This is a genomic window from Haladaptatus sp. DJG-WS-42, from assembly GCF_037198285.1.
Classification (GTDB): Archaea; Halobacteriota; Halobacteria; order Halobacteriales; family Halococcaceae; genus QDMS2.
In genome coordinates, this window is the sequence record NZ_CP147243.1 from 2,455,398 (window position 1) to 2,477,243 (window position 21,846).

A 21,846-nucleotide genomic window follows, 5' to 3' on the forward strand; every position below is an offset into this window, starting at 1 on the left:
GAAATTCATTAAGATTCCGGGGTCAGACGGCGGATTATGAAAACTATTGGAATCGTTTGGTCGATTCGATGAGCGGATGGCGAGCGTAATCGACCACGTCGATGTCGTCGATGGTGTTGAGTCCCTCTTTCTCTGCGGTTTTCGCCATCCCAAGGTCAACCGGCGTGTCGAGGACGATGACATACGCGTCCATTTCCGGGATGCCAAGACGGTCTGCGGCTTTCGAGCGGTGGTGGCCGTCTGCGAGCAGTAAACCACCGTCGTTGTCGATGACGACCAGCGGTTCTGCAAGCCCGCGTTCGAGTTCGTAGCTCCGGCCCTCGAGTTCGTCCGCATACACGCGCCCTTGGGTTGGCCGGAGTTCTGCGAGTTTCACCTTCCGGCGTTCCTCGCTCACCGTGACGCCGTGGATGTTTTCGAGGGTGCGCATCAGTTTCCCCACCTTCTCTGGGGTGGCGCGTTCGATTTGACTGCGGATCACGTCCGCGTTCGAGATGATGCCCACGAGGTTCCCGGCGTCGTCTACGACAGGGAGCTTTTGAATCCCCGACCGGAGGATGACGCGCGCGGCGTCGGTGAGGTCCATCTCCGGATGAGCGACGATGAGATCTTGGCTCATCACCTTGAAGATGAGTTCGCCATCGTCTGCGAGCAACAGGTCGCGTGCGCTCACGAACCCTTCGACGCGACGGCCGCTACACACCGGAAAGCCGCTGTGCTCGTCGCTCTCTGCAATTCGCACTGCGACCGCTTCGACCGTATCATCGGGCGAAACGGTAGCCACGTCACGAGTCATGTAGTCTTTGACGCGGGGTTTCGTTCCAGCCGATTCAGGGTCTTCCATTACCCCGACTGACGGCCGCCCGCCGCAAAAGTGTCTCGCTCACTCCTCGCCATCGAAAAACTGCTTGCCGAACTCGGGAATCGAGTACACTGATTCCACCGGTTGGCCGGGTCGCGAGGTGAGCGTATCGAAAAAGCGGTCGGTGATGACGTCGGTGAGAATCTGGCGCAACGAGTCTGCAGAGCCTTCCTCTACGTCGCCGAGCAAGCCGAGTGAAATCTGCGCCCCGGCCATGTCTGCGTGGCCGCCCGCAGAGCCAATCTGTCCGAACGCATCGCGGAGCGTCTCCCCGAGGTCGAGGTCGGTCCCGCGAGCGCGCGCCGAGACGTAGACGGTGCCCTCTTTGAAGCCATACACGAGCGTCGTCGTGATGCCCTCCATGTTGAGTAAATGGTCTGCGGCCTGCGCAAGCGCATCACGGTCTGAGATGGGTCCAACGCCGCTCAACAGCACGTCACCTCGCATCTCGCGTTCACGGATGGCGCGTCCGATAATCGACAACGTTTCTGCGCTCATGCTCGGCGTTTCGAACTGGGCGAGCAGGCTGCTGTCTGCCCGGGGAACAAGGAACTCAGCGGCCTCGAAATCTGCGGGGGAAATGTCGCGCGAGAAGTCCTTCGTATCGACGCGAATCCCGTAGAGAAGCCCGGTTGCAACGGCTGTGTCCAGTTTGTAGCCGAGTTGCATCAGATAGTCCGTAAGCAGCGTACTTGTCGCCCCGACGTCGCTTCGAACGTCCACAAAGCGAGCGTCAATCGGCGCACGCGGTGGGTGGTGGTCGATGACCACGTCAACGTTCGTGTCCGCTGGCAACTGGTCGTTGACGCCGGGCCGCGAGTGGTCGACGAGCGCGAACCCCGCAAACTCAGCGAGGTCGTCGCCGCGCTGTAGATTCCGTAAATCGAGGTCGAGCAGGTTCACGAACGCGCGATTCTCTTGATGGGTGATATTACCGAAGTAGACGACCTCCGCGTCACAGCCAACGGCCTGTGCAATCTTCTGGAGCGCCACAGCACTCGCAAGCGCGTCCGGGTCAGGATTGTCGTGGGTGACCACGGCGAGTTTGCCAGAGAGCGCCCGAAGCATCCGAACCAGCCGCCGGAGGCGCAGTCCCTTGTCGCCGACGCGCTCGATGATGTAGTCGGTCACTGCCACACTCGGGTCGATGAGCGTGTCTGCGACCGTCGAAAGCGCGTCTGTTGTCTCTGGTCGTGGTTCTTCGCCCGTAAATGCGGTCAGCTGTGCCCCGGGGAACGCTCGCCGGGCGGCTTTCGCGCTTGCGAGATTCTGTCGGGGGTCGTCGCTCGCAACCACGATAACATCCACCTCGTCTGCAGCTTCGGCTATCGCCGTCGCGTTCGTGGGGTCAACCAACTGTGCGTTAATCGAATCGCCACGGAGCGTTTCGACGCGCCGCTCTTCGCTCGTGAGCACAAGCAGGCGACCCGGGTCGTGGCGGATGGTCTCGACTAACGAATGGCCGAACGAGCCACAGCCGAGCACCAACCGGAAAACCATGTGCCACCGTACCCCTTCATTGGTCTAAAACCCTCCGCCTGAACAACGACGTGTCGCTGACGCTATTGCTCACCGACAGAAAAACGAAAGAAAGTGAAGGCGATTCAGCCAAAGAGGACGCTCGCGGCGTCCACGGCCGTGCTTGCGACCGGGTTGAACGCCGGGAGCAAGACGATGGTGATGATTGCGGCACCGACGATGGCGGCGTAGAGGCCGGTCGGGTAGCCGCTCAGTTCACGCTCTTCTGTCGATTCTTCTATCCACATCGCCTTGACGACGCGCGAATAGTAGTAGAGCGACAGCGCGCTGTTGACCGCACCGAACGCGGCGAGCCACCAGAAGCCCGCGCCGACGGCGGCGGCGAACAGCACGTATTTAGACAGGAAGCCCGCGCCGATTGGGAGTCCCGCGAGGCTGAACAGGAACACGGTCATCGCGGCGCAGGCAAGCGGTGCCTGCTTGCCGAGGCCGTTGAAGTCCTCGAATTTGCGACCAATGCCCCAGTGCTCGGTCATGGCGATGAACAGGAACGCACCCGTGTTCATGAAGCCGTAGACGAGCAGGTGCATCATCGACGCCCCGAGGACGAGGTCGTTTTGCCCGCCGCTCGTAAGCGCGGCGAGGCCGATGAGCACGTAGCCAGCGTGGCCAATCGAAGAGTACGCGAGCATGCGCTTTACGTTCTCTTGGACCGCGGCGGCGAAGTTCCCGAGCGTCATCGTGACGATGGCGAGAATCTGGAACGCGAGCACCCAATCGACGGGCACCGTTTCCACCGGGAAGGCTTCGACGAACACGCGGAAGGCGACCACGAACCCGGCCGCCTTTGAGGCCGACGAGAGGAAGCCCGAGATAGGCGCAGGTGCGCCCTCGTAGGCCTCCGGTGCCCAGAAGTGGAACGGAACGCTCGCGGTCTTGAACGCAAAGCCGCCGAGCACCATCAGCACGCCGAGGCCGAGGATGCCAACGAACTCCGTGTTCGCGGCGGCCTCAGCGATTGCGCCGAACTGCAGTGCGCCGGTCGCAGCGTAGACGAGGCTGATACCGTAGGCGAACACCGCAGACGACAGCGCGCCGATGAGGAAGTACTTGAGGCCTGCTTCGACGCTGCCACGGTTCTTTTTCAAGAACGAGACGAGCGCGTAGGACGGCAGGCTGGCGAGTTCAAGTGCGACGAACGCCGTCGCAAGGCTGTTCGCAGACGCCATGAGCGACATGCCCATCGCGGCCAGCAGGACGAGGATGTAGTACTCGGCCTGGTTGCGGTGGCCACGGAGGTAGTCGTAGCTTGCGAGCGAGACCATCGCGGCGACGCTCGTGAAGATGAACCCGAAGAACAGGCTCATGCCGTCGATAACGAGCTGGTCGCCGTAGAGCGACAGCGGCTGGGTTACGATGTCAGTCGCCGTGAACAGGTAGCCCGTTCCGGCGAGCGACAGCAACGCACCGGCCGTCGCAATGCCTGCGAGGCGACCGTCGTCGGCCTTATCCGGCGTCAGGCTGTCGAACAGGAACAACAGCGTCGCGGCGACGCCGAGGATGAGGACTGGCGAGAGTGCCAGTGCGGTAGAGACCGCCATTTAGGCACCCCCTCCGACGACGAGAATCGGACGAATTGCGTCTTGAATCATCTGCATGAAGATGTCTGGTGCGACTCCGAGTGCGATGATGAGGATGAGGAGCACGGCGAGCGGCGCAACGTCGTGGAACGGCGCTGGCGTGACCTCATAGTCTGTTTCGAGCCGGAACTGGCCGAACAGGGTACGTTGCATCGCGAACAGCAGGTAGCCTGCGACGATGACGATACCGAACATCGCAAGCGACGTGAAGAGTGGCGACCCCGGGAACGCGTTGAACGCGCCGATGAAGATGAACAGTTCGCCCGCGAAGCCAGCCATCAGCGGCAGGCCCATGTAGGCGAACGCGGCGGCGACGAGGATGCCAACCGTCCACGGCATCCGGTCTGCGAGCCCGGACATGTCTGCGACCATCCGGGTGTGCGTGGTGTTGTAGATGACACCGACCGCCATGAACATCAGCCCCGAGATGAGGCCGTGTGCAATCATCTGGAACGTCGCGCCACCGACACCGTAGACGGTGTAGGCAACGAGTCCGAGGATGACGTAGCCCATCGAAGACACAGAGGAGTACGCGACGATGCGTTTCAGGTCTTGTTGGGCAAGCGCGAGCATCGCGCCGTAGATGACGCTGACGACCGCGAACACGGCGATAATCGACGCCGCGCCGCGAGCCACGTCAGCGAGCATGGTGAAGTTGAATCGGAGCAGGGCGTACGTCCCCATCTTCAGGAGGACGCCAGCCAGCATGACCGATACAGGGGTGGGGGCCTCGACGTGAGCGTCGGGCAGCCACGTGTGGACCGGAACGACCGGAACCTTCACCGCGAAGCCAGCGAACATGGCGAAGAAGGCGAGCGCCTTCAGCGTGCCCGGTTGGATGCCTCCAACCGAGCCGAGTTCACCGGCGCGAAGCGCTTGGGCGACTTCCGGCAGGCCGAGGGTGGTGACGGAATCACCGAGACCGAACACCAGCGCCATGAAGCCGATGAACATCACCAGCGAGGCGACGTTGGTGTAGACGAAGAACTTGATTGCGGCGTACTTCCGGCGTGGGCCGCCCCAGACGCCGATGAGGAAGTACATCGGGATGAGAACGGCCTCCCAGAAGATGAACCAGACGAAGAAGTCCAGTGCCGCGAATACGCCGATGAGGCTCGCTTCCATGAGCAACATCAGGCCGTAGAACTGCGACTGGCGCTCGTCGATTGGCGTCCACGCGCTCACGATTGCGAGCGTCGTGAGCACCGTCGTGAGCACGAACAGCGGCATGCTGATGCCGTCTAAGCCGACGTGCCATGTCAGGTCCCACGGACCGAGCGATACCCACTGGGCGTTCGTCTCGTAGGCGAGCGTCCCGCCGAGCAGTGCGTTGCCCGAGCCGTCGAAGTTCAGGTACATCCAGAGACTGCCGACCACAGGGAGCAGACTGACGGCGAACGCCAGTTTCCCTGCGACCTTATTCGGCGCGAGGAACGTCAAGAGCGCGCCGACGAGCGTTACGCCGAGTAGCAATTCAATCATCATCTAGAACCAACCTCCTGTGATGCCGAGGACGACCAGCAGGGCGACCAACCCAACCGTGAGCAAGGTCGCATAGTTGCTGACCACACCCGTCTGCACCCGGCGGACGCGATTACCGGAGAACAGACTCACGCTGGAGACCCCGTTGACGACGCCGTCGACGACGCCGTTGTCGAACTTGTCTGCGGCGCGAGCGAGCGGGAGGGTGAGACCCGTTGCGAGCCAGACCTGGTACTCGTCCTGGTAGTAGTTGTTGTACAGGAGCGTCTTGATGCTCCCGAGTTTGTCGGTGTGCTCGACCGGTTCGGGCACGTTGTAGAGCGTGTACGCCAGCCCTGCGCCTGCGAGGGCGAGGGCGAGCGAGACTGCGCCTGCTGCGAGCGACGAGAGTTCTGCCGCCTCGTAGCCAGCGAAGTCGTGGAGCAGTTCACTGTAGTGGTGCGCACTGAGCGCACTTGCGAAGCCTTCCTCTAAGTCGAGCCAGCTGTGGAGGTACTCGATGTGCAGGCCGGTGAGTTCGGCCACTGGAACCATGTTGACGAAGCCGATGGTCGCGGCGAGAATCCCGAGCACGACGAGCGGAAACTTGACGTTCCAGCGGATGCCGTGTGGATTCTTTGCGATGTCAGAGCGCGGCTTCCCGTGGAAGGTGAGGAACACCATCCGGAACGTGTAGAAGCCGGTGAAGAACACCGCGATGAGCCCCATCGCGTACGCGAGGAGCAACACCGGGCTGTTCAGGCCGTGGACGAGCGCCTCGTAGAGCACTTCGTCTTTCGACCAGAAGCCCGAGAACGGGACGATGCCCGCGAGGGCGAGTGACCCCGAAAGGAACGTGTAGTACGTGACTGGCATCTTGTCTTTTAAGCCACCCATGTCCCACATGTTCTCGTTGTGGTGCATCGCGATGATGACCGCACCAGCGCCGAGGAACAGCAGCGCCTTGAAGAAGGCGTGGGTGAGCAGGTGGAAGACACCGGCGACGTAGCCACCGGCACCCAGTCCGAGCATGATGTAGCCGTACTGGGAGATGGTGGAGTACGCGAGCACCTGCTTGATTTCGCGCTTTACGACGCCCATCGTCGCCGCGAACAGTGCGGTGAAGCCACCGACGAGCGCGATGACGGCGAGTGCCGTCGGCGAGAGCGCGTAGAAGCCGTACATCCGGGCGACGAGGTACACACCGGCTGCGACCATCGTCGCTGCGTGGATGAGTGCAGAAACAGGGGTTGGGCCTTCCATCGCGTCTGGCAGCCACGTGTGGAACGGGAACTGCGCAGACTTGCCCATCACGCCACCGAGGACGAGCAGGCCAAGGATGGTGAACCACATCTCAGGCGAGAAGCCGAACGTTTCGACCGTCTCCTCACCGAGGAGTACCTGTTCTGCGATGTGCGGGAAGCTTTCGGAGCCGGCGAATGCCGCCGTCCCGAAGGTTGCGAAGATGGCGACCACGCCGATGAGGAAGAAGTAGTCACCGAAGCGGGTGACGAGGAACGCCTTCTTCGCGGCGGATGGTGGCCCATCTTCGCGGAACCAGAAGCCGATGAGCAGGTACGAACACAGCCCGACCAGCTCGAAGAACATGAACGCCATGAGCAGGTTGTTCGCGAACACGAACCCGAGCATGGACGCGGTGAACAGGCCGAGACTGGCGTAGTAGCGCGGGAGGCCGGTCTCGCCCTCGTCGTTCATGTAGCCCAGACTGAAGAGGTGGACCAAGAACGCAATCGTCGAGACGATGACGAGCATCATCGCCGACAGTGGGTCGAGCAGCAAGCCGAGGTGCAGGCTAAAGGTGTCCTGTCCCGCGACGAACGTGTAGAGGTTTTCGTTGAACGCTTCGCCGCCTGCCACCGTGAGGAACACCCACAGCGACAGGAGCAGCGACCCCGCGGTCGCAAAGATCCCTGCGAGCGCGCCGCCCTTTGGCATGTACTTGCCAAAGAACAGTGCTACGAGGAACGATGCGAACGGGAGTGCCGCAATTGCCGGAGCAAATTCGAATACACCTGCCATAATTACCACCTCATCGTCGTCGCTTTGGTCACGTCGACGTCGCGGAAGTTACGGTAGAGCACCAGAATGATGCCGATACCGACTGCCACTTCCGCGGCGGCGAGGGCCATCGTGAACAGGCTAAAGACCTGCCCCGTGATGTTCCCCCACTGCGCCGAGAACGCGACGAAATTGATGTTCGCGGCGTTCAGCATCAGCTCGACCGACATGAGGAACACAAGTGCGTTCCGCCGGGTGAGAATGCCGAACAGACCGATACAGAAGACGGCGGCCGAAAGCAGGAGGTAGTACTGGGCCGGAACCATCAGTCGTCACCCTCCTGTTCTGTCTGTTTGCCGCCGGGCTTGAACGCGCGGCCGAAGGCTTCACCTTCGTCGCGGCGTCCGAGCATGACCGCGCCGACGAGCGCCGCCACGAGCACCAAGTCGATGATCTCGAACGCCACGAGGAAGCTCTCACTGTCGTGGGCTGCGAGGTCGACGAGGTCGAACATGGCGTAGCCGATAGACGCCGTAATCGAACCGTCACCAAAGCCGGTTGGCTCTGGGAAGGTTGCGGTCAGGAAAACGGCAGCCATCACGCCAAAGAGCGCGACGGCCGCCAGCCCCGGAGCAAGGTGTGAACCAAGCTTGAAGCGGGGTTTGCTTGTCATGCGTTACTCACCTCCGTTTGCTGTGCCCGCGTGAGCATGACGGCGAACGTGATGAGGATGAGGACCCCGCCGACGTAGACGAGAATCTGCATCGCTGCAAGGAACTCTGCCTGCAGCATCACGTAATGGACCGCCACACTCAACAGCGCCATCCCAAGCAGGAGTGCAGAATGCCACACGTCCCGCGCGAGGACAACGCCAAGGCTGCTGCCCACGGTGATGAGGGCGAACAGCGCGAACGCGAGTGTCTCGTAGATTGCCATTGATTTGTTGTGCGTGTTTGCGTCCGTTAGCCACCCGGACGCGAGGTGTGGTTTACTGGTAGTCGACTTCGCCCTCGCCCTCGCCAATCCAGACGCCACGGTCTGGTTCGCGGGACTTGAGGGGGTCGATGTCCTTGTACCACGGGACGTTTTTCAGCTGTTCCATGTTGTACGCCAGGTCGTCTTTCGTGTCACCCGTGAACTCGAAGTTCTGGGTGAGAATGATGGCGTCAACGGGGCAGACTTCCTCGCAGAGTCGGCAGTAGATACACTGGCCGATGTGGAGGTTGTACTGCTCGCCGTTGCGCTTGTCGTCCGTGACGATCTGAATCGTGTCGTTCGGACAGACGTTCTCACACTGGCGACACCAGATACAGCGCTCCTGGCTGAACTTGTGAACGCCACGGAATCGTGGGCTCACTTCTGGTTCGACGTCCGGATATTCGACCGTGAACGTCGAGCCGTCCAGGGCGTGTCTCATCGTTGCTGCCATCGATTTGAGTAAGCCAATCATGCAATCACACCCACAATGACGGCGGTCAGGACGAGGTTCGCGAACGAAAGCACGAGCATCCCTTTCCAGCCGATTTCGATCATCTGGTCGATACGGACGCGCGGAATCGCGGCGCGGAACCACTGCGTGAGCAAGAACACTGCCCAAATCTTCACGACGAACCAGATGAACCCAAGACTCTCTGGGCCGGGGCCTGCTGGACCGCCGAGGAAGAGCGTCGCGATGATTGCGCCGCCAAGGAAGATGTGCAGGAACTCACCGAGGTACATCAGCACGAAGTACACACTGGAGTACTCGGTCTGGTAGCCTGCGACGATCTCGGTCGGTGCTTCCGGCGTGTCGAACGGGTTCCGACCGACTTCTGCGAGGTTCGCGATGATAAACAACACGAACGCGAACGGGTTCAGGAAGGCGTACCACGCCGGAATGTCGAAGCCGCCGAGGGTGACGAGCGTCTCCTGTTGGGCGGCGACGATGCCGCTCATCTGGAGCGTGCCCGCGAAGATGACGACGGAGGCCGCCGTCACGACGAGCGGAATCTCGTATGCGAGGTTCTGCGCGACGGCGCGAAGGCCGCCGAGCAGGGAGTATTTGTTGTTAGACGCGTAGCCGGCCATGACCAGACCGAGCGACGCGAGCGAGGAAACGGCAAACACGTACGCGAGTCCCGTCTCGGGGTCTGCGAGTTGAATACCGCTTCCCATTGGGATGACCGCGAAGCCGAGCAGCGCAGAAGAAGCCATGATGATGGGCGCAAGGTCCCACGCCGGGCGGTCAACGCCCTCGGGGACGATGAGCTCTTTCGAAAGCAGGCGCACAGCGTCTGCCACGATAATGAGCAGGCCAAATGGCCCCACACGGTTGACTGCAATGCGGTCGGTGAACGCGGCCGTAATTTTCCGTTTCGCCCACGGCCCTGCGAGTGCTGTCATGCCGAGCATGATGTTCCCGATGAGGAACGCGGCGAGCAGCGAGGCGATGAAGTCCTGTCCCGGCCCCATCTCGGAGCCAAAGCCGAGCAGTTGACCGACGGTATCTGGCAGGGTCTGCAGCAGATACATTACCGGTCCACCTCGCCGAGCACGATGTCGAGGCTGCCAAGTGTCGCAATCAGGTCAGGGATGTACTCCCCGTTGGACATCTCGGGCAGCGCCTGCAGGTTCGAGAAGCACGGGCTACGAATCTTGAACCGGGCTGGCTTGTCGGTGCCGTCAGACCGGATGTAGATGCCGAGTTCGCCCTTCGCGCCTTCGACGGTGCGGTAAATCTCCGCGTCTTCCTCGGGACGGAGGGTACGTGGCACGTTCGACTGAATCTCGCGGTCGTCCTCTGGCCAGTCGGCCAAGAGTTCGACACACTGGTCGATGATACGTGCGGACTGCTCGACCTCGCCCATGCGGACGAGGACGCGAGCGTAGTTGTCACAGCCGTCCATCGTCACGACGTCCCAGTCGAGCTTGTCGTAGTAGCCGTATGGGTCGTCACGACGCAGGTCGTAGTCAATACCGGAGCCACGGGCGACCGGACCGGTCACGCCGTACTGCTTTGCAACCTCGGGTTCGAGGACGCCGGTGTTGACACACCGAAGCTGGAAAATCTCGTTCGAGGTGAGCAGGTCGTGGTACTCTTCGACTTTCTCTGGCAGCTCATCGAGGAAATCACGAATCTTGTCGAGGAACTCCTCGCGTGGCTCTGGGAGGTCCCACGCCACGCCGCCGAGGCGGAAGTAGTTGAACATCAGCCGCTGACCGGTGAGGTCTTCTAAGATGTTCTGGACGATTTCACGGTCACGGAACGCGTACTGGAAGATGGCCGTGAAGTCGCCGTACACGTCGAGTGCGAACGTCCCGAGCGCGAGCATGTGGGAGGCGATGCGACAGAGTTCTGCGCTCATCGTCCGGATGACTTGCGCGTACTCTGGCACGTCTAAGTCAGCTAAATCCTCTGCGGCGCGCGCGTAGGCCCACTCGTTTAAGAGCCCTGCAGAAATGTAGTCCCAGCGGTCTGGGTACGGCATAATCTGGTGGCGGTAGGTGCCGTTCTGGCAGAGCTGCTCCTCACAGCGGTGGAGGTAGCCAATGTCGGGTTCGACGTCTGCGACCTGTTCGCCGTCGAGGACGGTTTTCAGGTGGAGCACACCGTGGGTTGCCGGGTGGTGTGGCCCGATGTTGAGGAACATCGTGTCCGACTCGCCGTCTGCGTTGTCCGGTTCGAGCGGATTTTTGTGTTTGTCGAGGGTGACAATCTGCGGCTTTTCCTGGTTGTAGTCGAGCCCAAGTGGGTGGCCTTGCCAGGTCTCAGGGAGAAGAATACGCCGCATATCCGGGTGATTCTCGTAGTTGATGCCGACGAGGTCGTACGCCTCGCGCTCGTGCCAGTCAATCGTGCGAAATGCCTTGCTTCCGGACTGACTTACGGGATTGTCTCGGGCCGTCGGGACGACGACGCCGACTTCCTGCATCGGTGCGTCGTACTTCCGGAGGTGGTAGATGCTCTCGAAGCGGTCTTCGTACTCTTGTGCGGTGACACACGAACAGTGGTCGAAGCCTGCTTCCACGCGGAGCGTCTGGAGCGTCTCCTCGACGGCGTCCGGGCGGACGACGAAGGCGGTCGCATTCAGATGCTCTTCGCGTCGGAGCACCTTCTCGCCGAGCAACGCTTCGAGCGCGTCGTAATCGACGTCGCCGCCGGGCAGTTCACCAACGTCTGGGGTTGGTTCCTCCAAACTCATGGTGAATCGGCCCAGTTGTAGCGCATGACGAGTTGGTCTTCGTCGATTTGTTCTGAAAGCTTGTCTACGATTTCGTCACGCTCTAAGTCGCCGAACTGTTCGAGTTCGTACGGTTTGACTGTGACCGGGCTGGTCTCGCCGTTTGCGATGCGCTCTTGGAGCTTTGCAATGCCGTAGATGAGCGCTTCTGGACGCGGTGGGCAACCGGGGACGTGGATGTCCACCGGGATGACCTCTTCTGCGCCCTTGATGACGTTGTAGCCATCTTGGAACGGTCCACCGGAGATGGTGCACGACCCCATGCCGACGACGAACTTCGGTTCTGGCATCTGGTCGTAGACACGCTTCATCCGGGGAGCGAACTTCGAGACGATGGTGCCGGGGACGATAATCACGTCCGCCTGACGCGGCGACGCACGCGGCACACCCGCACCGAAGCGGTCAAGGTCGTGCTTGATTGCGTACGTGTGCATCATCTCGATGCTGCAGCAAGCGATACCGAACTGCAGCATGAACATCGAAGAGCCCCGCACCCAGTTCATGAACTTGTCGAACTTGGTGAGGATGAACGGGGTCGACCCGAACGCTTCACGAAGGGTAGAATTGAAGCGAGCGTCAACGCCGTCGCCCATGCGGGCCTCCTGGGTTGTTTGCATCTCTGTACCTGTCGCCGTGTTCTGTGGCTGATTACTCATTAGTGGTCCACCCGCGATTGTTCAGCCCGTGGGCTTTTGACCCACTGCACTGCGCCCTTGCGCCACGCCCACGCGAGGCCGACGACGAGGACCCCGATGAAGACAAGCATCGGCGCGAGCGCTTTTGCCAACCCGGCGTTGGCGACGGCGTCGCGGTAGATGACCGTCCAAGGGAAGATGAGGACAGTCTCGATGTCGAAAACGACGAACAGCAACGCAACCATGTAGTACTGTATGTTAAACCGGATGCGTGTGTTCCCCGTCGGGATCTCGCCGCTCTCGTAGACGGCGCGTTTTCCTTGCTCAGGCACACTGGGGCGAAGGAGGCTCGACACTGCCATCATACCGAGAGGAATGCCGACCCCGACCACCGCGAGTGCGCCGATCGCTATCCATGGATTGCTCATACCGTTATCTCCTATCGTTCGGCGGTTGGGAACGCACCCATATAAGGGTTGATTCTTGCGTTCTCCCCGAAAAAACAGTACTCAGCAACCCGTGTCGAGAGGTGGCTTACTCAGCGTCGCGAGCCGCCATGAACGCCGGAGTTCCCTGCTCGTGCAGTTTTCGAGAGACGGCGGCCACATCGGTCTGTAAATTGTCGTGGTACTCGACAAGTTTTTCTTCCAACTTCGGCGACGACCGGGCGAGCAGCTGGGCCGCAGACAGTCCGGCGTTGAACGATTTCCCGGCATCGACCGCGACGATGGGTGCGCCCGTTGGCATCCCAATCACCGAATCGACGGACTTCTCTTGGACGGGGACGCCAATCACCGGAATCGGATAGGCGAGCGAGGCAGTCATGTTCGGCAGGTCGGCCGACTTCCCGCCAGCCCCGGCGATAATCACGTCAAGGCCGCGCTCGCGTGCGGTCTGGGCATACGCGTACATCAATTCGGGCGTCCGGTGGGCAGAAATCACGTACGTTTCGAAGGTAAACTCCGCCTCCGGGGGGTTCTCGTAGTCGGTGACTTCTTCGAATCCGAGGCCCGTGAGCGCCTCGTGCGCACCGGCCATCACGTCTAAGTCGGAGTCGGAGCCCATGATGATGCCCACGTCGGGCGTGTGTGCTTGGTCGCTCGCTGCTTCGCGTTCGAACTGGTCGATGAGGTCTTGGATTGCGTCAACGGTCATTTCGTGAAGGTGAGGGTGTCGCGGATGGTTCTGATGTGGTCTAAGAGGTCGTCTCCGGCTTCGGAGTCGTCGCCAATCACGGTGAGATGCCCCATCTTTCGGAGTGGGCGAACTTCGCGTTTCCCGTACCAGTGGAGGCTGACGCCGGGTTCTGCGAGTGCGGTCTCGACACCCGATAGCTCGGCGGGTTCCGGTTCGGCAACATCACCGAGGATGTTCGCAGAGACGGTCGGACAGCGAAGTTCGGTCGAGCCAAGCGGGAGGCCGAGGACGGCACGAGCGTGCTGCTCGAACTGCGAGGTCACTGCGCCCTCGATGGTCCAGTGCCCGGAGTTGTGCGGGCGCGGGGCGATTTCATTTACGAGAATCTCGCCGTCTGCAGTTTCGAACAGTTCGATGCCGTACACGCCGCGCCCTTCGAGGATTTCGAGGACGGATTCGGCTACGTCGTGGGCGCGCTCCAGTACGGCATCGGGGGCACGTGCAGGCACGACGGTTTCACGAAGAATCTCCTCCTCGTGGACGTTCTCGCCTGCGGTGTAGGTCGCCACCTCGCCGTTGCCTTTCACGGCAATCACCGAAATCTCGCGGACGAATTCGACCATCTCCTCGACCAGCGCGTCGCCGCCGACGTCAGCGAGCGCTTCCTCTGCGTGGTCGGGCGATTCGACGGGCAAGTTTCCACGGCCATCGTAGCCGCCCTGCCGGGCTTTCACCATCGCGGGGTAGCCAAACTCCGCACAGGCCTCACGGAGTTCGTCTGCGTCAGCGACGGCTTTAAATGGAGGCACGGGAACACCGTGCTCTGCGAGGCGGGTGTTCTGGACGAACTTGTCCTGAATCATGCGCAGCGTGTCCGGCGTCGGGTGCACGGCGATGTCAAACTCCTCGCGCACGTCGTCTAACACGTCCGGGTCTGCGAGTTCGATTTCGAAGGTCAACACGTCCGCGCGGCGGGCGAGTTCGCGCACCGCTTCGGGGTCGTCAAAGTCGCCGACGAGCGTGTCACGGACGGTCGGTGCTGCCGGGGGGTCTGGGGTTGGGTCTGAGACGATGACCTCAATGCCGAGTGGGGCCGCTGCCTCACCGATCATGCGCCCGAGTTGCCCACCGCCGACGATGCCGAGCGTCGGGCCGGGTGACGTGAGTTTCATCAGTTATCCGGCGTTTTCGATGCAGGTAGAATAAGCGTTGCCACCTCGGCCTGCGTGACGAGGTGAGGCATCCGCCCGAGGCTCGCGCGCACCGTGAGTGGCTATTCGAGATACGATTCGTCGATGAAGATGACGATGGTGTCGGCCCAGAGGCGGAACTCGTGTTCGTGGGCGGTGTAGCCGTCGAGGTGTGGTTCGAGCTCTTCGCGGTCCCACTCGTAGGCGATGACGACGGGTGGCATGTCCTCTATTTCACCGGGTTCCGTGCCGGGTTCCGTACTCGTCACCTCAGCGCCGTCGGCTTCGAGATACCACGGCAGGGGCAGGCGGGTGTGCCACGCCGGGCCGCCGGGTGGCGCATAGAGCGTACTCGACTCGTTTTCGACGTAGAAGCGCGTCTCGGTGCTCCCTGACGGCCGCGTCCCGTAAAACAGCACGTCAGCGCCCTCCTCGTGGTTGTCTGCGACGACCGCGATTTTGTCGAGACTCTCGCGGAGGTCGTTGTGTGGTTGTGCCCACTGGAGGAGCTCTTTGTTCTCCTCGCTCGCCGAGTTGATGTAGGCCACGTCAACGGCCGTTCCGACGCTGAACCCGGCGACGAAGAGGATGATGACCGCGGTCATCGCAACGCTCACGGTGTCTTCGTCCTCGAAAGCTTCCTGTCCCCAGCGGATGATGAGCGAGACGCCAACCGCGGCAGGAATGGCGAGCGGAACAATCGCGTTTATCGTCGCCCACGGAGCCATGATGTCCGTCACGATGGGGTAGCCAAGCACCGAGACGAACCCCCAGTACGCGCCGAGCGCGACGACGTCTCGGGGGCCGCCTTTCGAATAGCGGTCTGCGACGAAGCCAACGATGGCGAAGGCGACGAGCGGTCCGGCACCGTAGAGGAGCGTCTCTGCAAAGTCACCGAGATACGGGAGATAGGCGTGTTCTTGATGGCCACCGGCAATCCAGAGGCCGTAGAATTCTTGCCACGAGCCGACCGTCGCCCGTTCGACGACCGCCGGGAGCAGCGCGGGATTCGAAAGCATGGTGTCGAAGCCAACCCCCGTACCGCCGACGCGCGGGGCGTAGAACACGACGATGATGACGAAAAATTCGAGCAGGCCAACGGCGAGCGGGATGGCCCACGCACGAAGCACGTCGCGGAGCCAGAAGCCGTGATCAACGAGCTCCTGTTTCCACGAATGTGGGAGGCGGTCCCGAGCGCGAAACAGGCGGTGGTCGAGGAGCAAGACGGCCGCCCCGGCCCAACAGACGGGGTAGAGAATCGCGCTCTCTTTGGTCGTAAAACCGAGCGCAAAGGCGAAGACGCCGACGTAGAAGTAGCGGTGGCGACCCGTGTCGTACGCGCGGACGAAAAAGCCGAGCGCGATGAACATGAACGCCGCGACGAGCAGGTCGTTGCGCATGAACCGCGAGTAGTAGAGCAGGAGCGGATTGAGCGCGAGCAGTCCGGCTAAGACGGCGACTTCGAGGTCACGGAGGTGTTCGCGGAAATTCCACGCCGAAAGTGGGAGTATCCCGCCAACGAGCGCCACGATGAGGCGCATCGAGAAATCAGACGGGCCGAGCAGCGCGAACATGTATTTGTTCACGTGAAACAGGAACGGCCCGTGGACGATGGGGCGATACTCCCAGACGCCGGTTTCTGCGTAGCGGAGTGTCCAGTAGGCGACGCGGCCTTCGTCCCAGTGGGCAACGCGGTCACCGAGGAAGATGAGGCGCGCGATGAGTGCGACGGCGGCGATGGCGACGACCGCGAGCAAGAGCCGTTGGCGGCCGTCAGAGCGAGAGCGAGTGTCGTCAACCGTTGCCATTGCCCCATCAGAGCGTGCGAAGGGGTTAGAATCCTTCTGTTTGTCAAGCGTGCATTTCACCTATCGGCTCGCAGTCGATACCGGGAACGGTACTTCTTTTAATGCCCTGCTCCACCGCGAACACATGGTAACGCTTGGGTTGGTGGTCGCGCAGTTCAACCGCGCACTCACCGAGCAGATGGAGGAGTTGGCGCGCGAGGCCGCCGCAGACCGCGGCGCGGAAATCGCAGACACCCTCGCGGTGCCGGGTGCGTACGACACGCCCCTCGCCGCAGACCGCCTCGCCCGCCGCGACGACATCGACGCGGTCGCGGTTCTCGGGTGTATCATCACCGGCGAAACGAGCCACGACGAAGTGATTGGCAACGCCGCCGCCCGAAAGCTCACCGACGTGAGCATCGCGCGCGACACGCCCGTCACCCTCGGCATCGCGGGGCCGGGTATGTCAGCAGACCAAGCCCGAGCACGTACCGACATGGGTGCCCACGCAGTCACGGGTGCCGTAGACCTCGTGGAGGAACTACAATGAAATTCGCAGACAGAGTCCAACGTGTCGAACCGAGCGCGACCCTCGCCATCTCGAATCTCGCTTCCGAACTGGAAGCAGACGGCGTGGACGTCGTGAACCTGAGCGTCGGTGAACCCGACTTCCCCACCCCGGAAAACGTGATTCAAGCGGGCAAAGATGCGATGGACGCCGGCCACACCGGCTACGCCCCAAGCAACGGGATTCCACAGCTCAAAGCTGGGATCAAACAGAAGCTCGATGCTGACGGCCTTTCCTACGCGGAAGATGAAATCATCGTCACGCCTGGCGCGAAACAGGCACTCTATGAGACCATCCAGACGCTCATTCAAGACGGCGACGAAGTCGTCCTGCTCGACCCGGCGTGGGTCAGCTACGAAGCGATGGTCAAACTCGCCGGTGGCGACCTGACGCGCGTCGACCTCGCCCCACACGACTTCCAGCTTGAAGCGGGCCTCGACGACCTCGCTGAAGCCGTCTCTGATGACACCGACCTGCTCATCGTCAACTCCCCGAGCAACCCGACGGGCGCGGTGTACTCCGATGCCGCCCTCGAAGGCGTTCGTGACCTCGCCGTCTCCCACGACATCACCGTCATCTCCGACGAAATCTACGACGAGATCACCTACGGCGGCGTCTCCCAGACGAGCCTCGGCTCCCTCGACGGGATGGCAGACCGAACGGTCACCATCAACGGCTTCTCGAAGGCCTACTCGATGACCGGCTGGCGGCTTGGCTACCTCGCCGCGCCGAAAGCCCTCATCTCTGAGGCGGGCAAACTCCACTCGCACTCGGTGTCCTCTGCGACCCACTTCGTCCAGTACGCTGGGGTCGAAGCGCTCGCCAACACCGATGAAGTCGTCGAAGAGATGCGCGCCGCGTTCGAAGAGCGCCGTGACTTCCTCGTGGACTTGCTCGCAGACCACGGCGTCGAAGTGGCTGTGCCAGACGGTGCGTTCTACATGATGCTCCCAGTCGACGACGACGATTCGGCATGGTGTGAAGGCGCGATTGAGGAGGCTCACGTCGCCACCGTCCCCGGCAGCGCGTTCAACGCACCGGGCTACGCGCGGATCTCGTATGCGAACAGTAAAGACCGACTCCAAGAAGCCGTAGACCGCCTCGTCGAAGCGGGCTACCTCTAACGACACCCGCCTCGCCGTCTGATTTTCACCGGAAATGCGGTGTGCCTTCTACTAGCACTGGCGAGTAATACTGCCCAGTAAAACTGGCGTTATTGGGTCGCCTCAAACGCCGCGCGCAGCGCCTTCACTTCGGCTAGCACGGCTTTCCATTGGGTAAGTGTACCCGGAATCTCATCGACGGTGGCGTGTTTGTCCACAAGTGCCCGCACCTCGCGGGGGTTTTCGATGTTCGAAAATCGAATTGCGCCCCCTCCTGCGGCTTCGACGCCGACCGACCCGTAGCCAAACAGCGACCCCAACACGCCCTGTGTGAACGCGCTGTTTTGCACCCGCGACATCGAGACGCGCCGGACGTTCCGCGAGAAGATGCCCGTTTTGCGGTACAGCGCGGTGTTTGTCACGACGTATCGGGTGTTCACGACGGCGAGGTACGCCCCGCCCGCGAGTGCCACCCCGATGAGCGAGGGCACGACGATGAGCGGTTCGTTGAACGCAATCGCCGCGGCGACGAGGCCACCAACGAACACCGCGGCGATGACGAGTGCCGGGAGCACCGTTGTCAGGCGTGGGTGGCCCGACCACAGCACGTCTTCGCCCGTGTCGAGCACCAGCCAGTCGTCGTCGCTCATGGGCGGTTGGGTGGGGAGTTCGTCTCCATCGCCTGCCGCATGGCGCGAAGCTCGCCGAGAATTTCATCGAGTACGGCGGCTTTGTCGTCTGCTTTTCCGCCGCGGCCCTCGCGCTTGTTGATGCGCTCGTTGATGAGCGACTGGAGCTGCTGTGGCTCTGCGACGTTTTGGAAGCTGAGTTCGACGCCAGCCCCACCGGCCGTCGAGATGTCCACCGCGCCGTAGCCGAACTGCGACCCGAAGAACGTCTGGCGGTAGGAGGTGTCTTGGACCTTGTCGAACTCGATGCGTTGGACGCTTCGTGAGAGAACACCGGTTTTCTTGTAGAGCGCGCGGTTCGTCACCACGAAGTGCGTGTTTTTGTGCGTGAGATACGCGCCGACGACGATTGGAATGCCGACCAACACGAGCATCAGCGGGATGCCGACGATGAGCGAGGGCACGAGGCTGTACGGGTGGGGCGTGTCAGCCCAGAGAATCTCCTCACCCTCGTCTACGGTGAGCCAGTCGAACTGTTCGTTCATGGCTGGGTATATCACGTTACGGGGATAACTGTTGGCTGTGACAGCGGAGGAGAAGCCTTACTGACTCGCGCCGGCCCATGTGAACTATGAGTGCCTCACCGCCAGCACAATGTCCCGAATGTGGCGCGCGCAACTCGTTTCGAAAACGAATGGAGACTGGCGGTGGGTGGCGAGCAGTGTATCGCTGTGCTGAGTGTGGACACCGATATCGACCGTAACCTCCAGTCATCTGTCTGTGATTTTATCAGACCAGTCTCCGCCGTTTCGGTAATGCCCTCCAGACGATAGATTCTCGCGGCTTCCACGAATCCCTGATTCGCAAACCAAGCGTTTCGTGCGCGGCACGGAGGCCGCGCACCCAAAAAGGTGCCCTAGCAGCGCTCGTTACAGATTTTCTCGATAATCCGGCCTGTCGAGAGCAGTTCGCCCTCGAATTTTGTGTCACGAATCGTCGCCCGGCGAACCTCACACTCGATGCCGCGTCCGGCGAGGGCATCTGCGATTGCCGCCTCGTCGTGGTGTTGGTCATGGCCGAGGACGATGATGTCCGGTTGGATTCTCTCAATCGGGACAAAGATGTCCTCTAAGTGGCCAAGGACGGCGTGGTCAACGCAGTCGAGTGCGGCAATCATGTCGCGGCGCTGTTCGTCGGGGAGGATGGGTTTCTGTTTGTGCGTCACGTTCGCCCGGCGGGCGATGATGACGTAGAGTTCGTCACCCATGGCCGCCGCTTCGCGCAGATAGTGGAGGTGGCCGGGGTGGAGAATATCGAACGTACCCTGTGCAATTACCGTCGTCATTTGAGTTCCTTATCGATGTCTTCCTGCGTGAAGTCGAAGAACGGTTCGTCGGGGAGGGCAACGTCCAACACCGGGAGGTCACGAGGCTCTCCCTCGCGGTCGAACGCCTGCCAGTCGTCGCGCCCGTAGGGCGCACCGATGATGATGTGTGCTTGGCCATTCCCGAAGGTTGCGAGGTCTGCGTCACTCGGTCTGAGGACGCCGTTTGGGTGGGAGTGAACCGACCCGATGGCGCGCATATCGTTTGGAATCATGCTCGTCCGGACGGTCGCGCTCACCGAGTTCGACTCGGTTCCCGGGATGACGAGCACGTCGGTGATGACAACGCCTTCGTCGTCCAGCCCGAGGTCGGCCGCGCGCTCGCCTCGCAGGAGGCCCATGTACTCGTTCGGGTGCGTCTCTCTCGACGCTTCGAGCACGAATTCGAGCGTTGCCTCGGCAATACCGAGTAGCTCACTCGAACGGAATAGCCGCATGGCTTTCACTCGGAGAGCGCGCCTTCTAAGCGTTCCGGAAGGGGTACGCACGCCGTTGCCGAGTGCCGTAACGCTATCGGTCAGTGAGATGAATTGCCACGCATGGACTTTCGACTCACTGCAGACCAACGCGCCCTCCGTAACACCATCCGCGAGTTCGCCACGGAAGCAATCGAACCGCACGCCCGCGACCTCGACGACGCCGGTGAGTACCCTGTGGATATTCTCGCCGCCCTCGGCGACCAGCGGCTCACGGGACTCACGCTCGCAGAAGAATACGGCGGGCGAGACGAGGGATTCGTTGAACTCTGTCTCGTCGTCGAAGAACTCGCGGCGGCGATGATGCCCGTTGCAAGCGCCCTCGCGCTCCACCTCGGGGTGGCCACGGTCGTCGAACGCTTCGGGAGCGAGTCGCTCAAAGACGATTTGCTCCCAGAAATGGCGCGCTTCGAGACGGTCGGCGCGCTCGGTCTCAGTGAAGCAAACGCTGGAAGCGACAAACTCGCGATGGAGACGGAGGCGACACGAGATGGCGACGAGTGGGTCATCTCCGGGCACAAACAGTGGGTGACGAACTTCTTCGAGGCGGACTATGTGCTCACCTACGCGAAAACTGGCCCCGACGACGAGGCTCCAGAGAACATCAGCGCCTTCCTGATTCCAGTTGAAGAATTCGAGGTCGAAACCGTCTGGGACACGCTCGGTGCGCGGAGCGTTCCCTCACCAAAAGTCACCCTCGACGCGGTTCGCATCCCCGACAGCCGCCGGGTTGGCGACGTTGGCATGGCCTACGTCCAGCGAAAGACGGTCAACAACGGCGTCAACGTCCCGGCTCGCGGCGTCGGCATCGCCCGCGCCGCCCTCGAAAAGACGGTTGCCTATACGAGCGGGCGCGAGCAGTTCGGTGGCCCGCTCAGCGAGTTCCAGGGGCTTCGCTGGCGTGTTGGTGAGATGGCGACGCGCGTGGACACCGCCCGCCTGTTGACGCTTCGGGCGGCAGACCGCGCCGACCGTGGCGACCCCCTCGACGGCGCGATGCACATGGCGAAAATCTACGCGACCGAAGCTGCCGTCGAAAACGCGAACGAGGCGATGCAGTTGCACGGGGGCCTCGGCTACACCACCGAGTGTCACGTCGAACGGTATCTCAGAGACGCGAAACTCCTCACAATCGCAGGTGGGCCAAACGAAGGCCACCGCGACGCACTTGCGTCTGCAGTGTACGATTCGGAGCGGTAGGCCCTTCGACCAACCCTCGCGTGCGAGAGAGACCGTTTGCAAAGCGTTAAACGGAG

23 protein-coding genes are annotated in these 21,846 nt (G+C 61.8%); 3 read left to right on the top strand and 20 right to left on the bottom strand.

What is annotated here, in order from left to right; translation table 11 throughout:
• Positions 1–43 precede the first annotated feature (43 nt).
• From V5N47_RS13330 to V5N47_RS13405, 16 genes are all read right to left on the bottom strand, one after another.
• Positions 44–844 carry a CBS domain-containing protein gene (locus tag V5N47_RS13330; RefSeq protein WP_338728183.1) on the bottom strand — a complete coding sequence of 267 codons (801 nt, stop codon included), beginning with the start codon at positions 842–844 and terminating at the stop codon, positions 44–46.
• Between the two features lie 39 nt (positions 845–883).
• On the bottom strand, positions 884–2,362 hold the full coding sequence (locus tag V5N47_RS13335; RefSeq protein WP_338728184.1) for a DHH family phosphoesterase: 1,479 nt from the start codon (positions 2,360–2,362) through the stop codon (positions 884–886).
• A 104-nt stretch (positions 2,363–2,466) separates the two neighbouring features.
• Positions 2,467–3,942 (bottom strand): NADH-quinone oxidoreductase subunit N, encoded by a 1,476-nt coding sequence (locus V5N47_RS13340; protein ID WP_338728185.1) that lies wholly within the window; start codon positions 3,940–3,942, stop codon positions 2,467–2,469.
• On the bottom strand, positions 3,943–5,466 hold the full coding sequence (locus V5N47_RS13345) for a NuoM family protein (RefSeq protein WP_338728187.1): 1,524 nt from the start codon (positions 5,464–5,466) through the stop codon (positions 3,943–3,945).
• Entirely contained in the window at positions 5,467–7,482 is a 2,016-nt protein-coding gene (gene nuoL, locus V5N47_RS13350) for an NADH-quinone oxidoreductase subunit L (protein ID WP_338728188.1), read from the bottom strand.
• Positions 7,483–7,484: 2 nt separating this feature from the next.
• Entirely contained in the window at positions 7,485–7,787 is a 303-nt protein-coding gene (gene nuoK, locus V5N47_RS13355; RefSeq protein ID WP_332898648.1) for an NADH-quinone oxidoreductase subunit NuoK, read from the bottom strand.
• Positions 7,787–8,134: an NADH-quinone oxidoreductase subunit J gene (locus V5N47_RS13360; protein WP_338728190.1), complete on the bottom strand. Its 348-nt coding sequence runs from the start codon at positions 8,132–8,134 to the stop codon at positions 7,787–7,789. Before V5N47_RS13360 ends, nuoK begins: the two co-directional genes overlap by 1 nt.
• Positions 8,131–8,397: an NADH-quinone oxidoreductase subunit J gene (locus tag V5N47_RS13365; RefSeq protein ID WP_332898650.1), complete on the bottom strand. Its 267-nt coding sequence runs from the start codon at positions 8,395–8,397 to the stop codon at positions 8,131–8,133. The genes V5N47_RS13360 and V5N47_RS13365 overlap by 4 nt, the downstream gene beginning before the upstream one ends.
• 52 nt (positions 8,398–8,449) lie before the next feature.
• Positions 8,450–8,911 carry an NADH-quinone oxidoreductase subunit I gene (locus V5N47_RS13370; RefSeq protein WP_276247853.1) on the bottom strand — a complete coding sequence of 154 codons (462 nt, stop codon included), beginning with the start codon at positions 8,909–8,911 and terminating at the stop codon, positions 8,450–8,452.
• Complete coding sequence (locus tag V5N47_RS13375; protein ID WP_338728191.1) at positions 8,908–9,972, bottom strand: complex I subunit 1 family protein; 1,065 nt, start codon at positions 9,970–9,972, stop codon at positions 8,908–8,910. The genes V5N47_RS13370 and V5N47_RS13375 overlap by 4 nt, the downstream gene beginning before the upstream one ends.
• Entirely contained in the window at positions 9,972–11,642 is a 1,671-nt protein-coding gene (locus tag V5N47_RS13380) for an NADH-quinone oxidoreductase subunit D (protein ID WP_338728192.1), read from the bottom strand. Before V5N47_RS13380 ends, V5N47_RS13375 begins: the two co-directional genes overlap by 1 nt.
• Positions 11,639–12,337 (bottom strand): NADH-quinone oxidoreductase subunit B, encoded by a 699-nt coding sequence (locus V5N47_RS13385; RefSeq protein WP_338728194.1) that lies wholly within the window; start codon positions 12,335–12,337, stop codon positions 11,639–11,641. Before V5N47_RS13385 ends, V5N47_RS13380 begins: the two co-directional genes overlap by 4 nt.
• Positions 12,337–12,744, bottom strand: a complete 408-nt coding sequence (locus tag V5N47_RS13390; RefSeq protein WP_332898655.1) for an NADH-quinone oxidoreductase subunit A — start codon at positions 12,742–12,744, stop codon at positions 12,337–12,339. The genes V5N47_RS13385 and V5N47_RS13390 overlap by 1 nt, the downstream gene beginning before the upstream one ends.
• Positions 12,745–12,850: 106 nt before the next feature.
• Positions 12,851–13,471, bottom strand: coding sequence for a 5-(carboxyamino)imidazole ribonucleotide mutase (gene purE / locus V5N47_RS13395; protein ID WP_338728196.1), 621 nt, complete (start codon positions 13,469–13,471; stop codon positions 12,851–12,853).
• Positions 13,468–14,625, bottom strand: coding sequence for a 5-(carboxyamino)imidazole ribonucleotide synthase (purK, locus tag V5N47_RS13400; RefSeq protein ID WP_338728198.1), 1,158 nt, complete (start codon positions 14,623–14,625; stop codon positions 13,468–13,470). The genes purE and purK overlap by 4 nt, the downstream gene beginning before the upstream one ends.
• Positions 14,626–14,726: 101 nt before the next feature.
• On the bottom strand, positions 14,727–16,451 hold the full coding sequence (locus V5N47_RS13405; RefSeq protein ID WP_338728199.1) for a flippase activity-associated protein Agl23: 1,725 nt from the start codon (positions 16,449–16,451) through the stop codon (positions 14,727–14,729).
• A gap of 124 nt (positions 16,452–16,575) precedes the next feature.
• Between V5N47_RS13405 and ribH the strand changes: the two genes are divergently transcribed.
• Together ribH and V5N47_RS13415 are read left to right on the top strand one after the other, a co-directional pair.
• Positions 16,576–16,980, top strand: coding sequence for a 6,7-dimethyl-8-ribityllumazine synthase (gene ribH / locus V5N47_RS13410; RefSeq protein WP_338728200.1), 405 nt, complete (start codon positions 16,576–16,578; stop codon positions 16,978–16,980).
• Positions 16,977–18,122 (top strand): pyridoxal phosphate-dependent aminotransferase, encoded by a 1,146-nt coding sequence (locus V5N47_RS13415; protein WP_338728202.1) that lies wholly within the window; start codon positions 16,977–16,979, stop codon positions 18,120–18,122. The genes ribH and V5N47_RS13415 overlap by 4 nt, the downstream gene beginning before the upstream one ends.
• An 89-nt stretch (positions 18,123–18,211) precedes the next feature.
• Here V5N47_RS13415 and V5N47_RS13420 read toward each other — a convergent pair whose 3' ends face one another.
• From V5N47_RS13420 to V5N47_RS13435, 4 genes are all read right to left on the bottom strand, one after another.
• On the bottom strand, positions 18,212–18,751 hold the full coding sequence (locus V5N47_RS13420) for a PH domain-containing protein (protein WP_338728204.1): 540 nt from the start codon (positions 18,749–18,751) through the stop codon (positions 18,212–18,214).
• Complete coding sequence (locus tag V5N47_RS13425; protein ID WP_338728205.1) at positions 18,748–19,275, bottom strand: PH domain-containing protein; 528 nt, start codon at positions 19,273–19,275, stop codon at positions 18,748–18,750. Before V5N47_RS13425 ends, V5N47_RS13420 begins: the two co-directional genes overlap by 4 nt.
• 371 nt (positions 19,276–19,646) lie before the next feature.
• On the bottom strand, positions 19,647–20,075 hold the full coding sequence (locus V5N47_RS13430; protein ID WP_338728207.1) for an adenylyltransferase/cytidyltransferase family protein: 429 nt from the start codon (positions 20,073–20,075) through the stop codon (positions 19,647–19,649).
• A complete protein-coding gene (locus V5N47_RS13435; protein ID WP_338728209.1) occupies positions 20,072–20,551 on the bottom strand; it encodes a Mov34/MPN/PAD-1 family protein in 480 nt (159 codons plus the stop codon). Before V5N47_RS13435 ends, V5N47_RS13430 begins: the two co-directional genes overlap by 4 nt.
• A 102-nt stretch (positions 20,552–20,653) precedes the next feature.
• Here V5N47_RS13435 and V5N47_RS13440 point away from each other — a divergent pair, with 102 nt between their 5' ends.
• A complete protein-coding gene (locus V5N47_RS13440) occupies positions 20,654–21,790 on the top strand; it encodes an acyl-CoA dehydrogenase family protein (protein WP_338728211.1) in 1,137 nt (378 codons plus the stop codon).
• The last annotated feature ends 56 nt before the right edge of the window (positions 21,791–21,846 follow it).